This is a genomic window from Desulfovulcanus sp., from assembly GCF_982781345.1.
Genome location: NZ_CEYAEZ010000189.1, coordinates 1 through 1,167, shown reverse-complemented (window position 1 = coordinate 1,167; position 1,167 = coordinate 1). Strand labels below are relative to the sequence as shown.

Here is a 1,167-nt window from a genome sequence, read left to right as displayed (position 1 = left end):
TCAGTATGAGGTATCACAACAAAAATTAAATATTACTAATAAAAATATATCTTTAACACCTAAGAAATATAACCAATTTAATGAACTCAAATACAGCTATACCTATCCAATATATGGGTATGATACAAGTAAAGGTAGTTATTTATATTTGCAGGCATTTTTTAGTGATGTTTTATTATTAAATAGTTTAAATTTGATATATCTAAAAGATTATGAAGATAAATATTATGGATTTAGTTATAATAATATTAGTTTTTTGCCACTAGAGATTATTTATTTAAAATATGATAAAAAATATAAAAGTTCAAACCAAAGAAATTATTATGGTAGTATAAAAACAAATATACCTTTTAAAAAAGGCAGATTTAATCTAGATATTATGCTGCATAAATATTATGATGAAGATTTTAAAGATAAAGAACCTTTTATTTATGGGCTATCTTTTAATTATAGGCAGTCTTATATACTCTCTTTTGATGATAAAAAAAATATTAGTTTAAGTTTTTACCAAAAACAAGATAGAAGTAATTTGATAAACTATTTTGAGTTTTTGCCACATATTCAAGTTTTTGATAAAACTTTTGTTAGTGGAGATTTTAAATATATAGATATGTCTAATAGGTATATTAGCGATAAATCTATAAAAATAGTAAATGATAAATTTGAGAAAAAAGATGAAACAGATATTATTATAGAAGGGTTAGAGCAAAACTATTTTACAAATGATATCCAAAAGTATTCTTTGAGTTTAAAACAAGGGATAAATTATAAAAAATATTTTACTATTTTTCCTATCTCGTTACAAAAAGAAAAAATCTCTTATACAAAAAATATCTTTAAGCTAAAAAATTTTGATATTAAAGAAGATGTTTATGGGATAGATTTAGATTTATTGGTTTTACATAAGATAAATTTACCTATTAGTTTAAAATATATTAAAAACGATTTTAAAAACAATACAAAGTTTAAGTTTGAGGTAAAGACTCAGTTTTAAAAATTAAATTAAAAAGTGGTATAATATAAAAAACTAAAGAAGGAAGTTTATGCTTAAAATAGTATCATCAATAATTTCTACTATAATATTGATATATTTATTTTATGCACTTATTTATCCAGATAAAGAAAGTGTAGGGATAATCGGATTTTATAGTGCAAAATATTTATTAA

2 protein-coding genes are annotated in these 1,167 nt (G+C 20.7%); both read left to right on the top strand.

The features are described from left to right. Positions 1-994, top strand: a 994-nt coding sequence (locus tag AC3WVG_RS12145) for a hypothetical protein (RefSeq protein WP_488798378.1), incomplete at its 5' end; no start/stop codon positions are given. Between the two features lie 49 nt (positions 995-1,043). Next, a partial coding sequence (kdpF, locus tag AC3WVG_RS12140) for a K(+)-transporting ATPase subunit F (RefSeq protein ID WP_488798379.1) occupies positions 1,044-1,167 on the top strand: 124 nt, incomplete at its 3' end.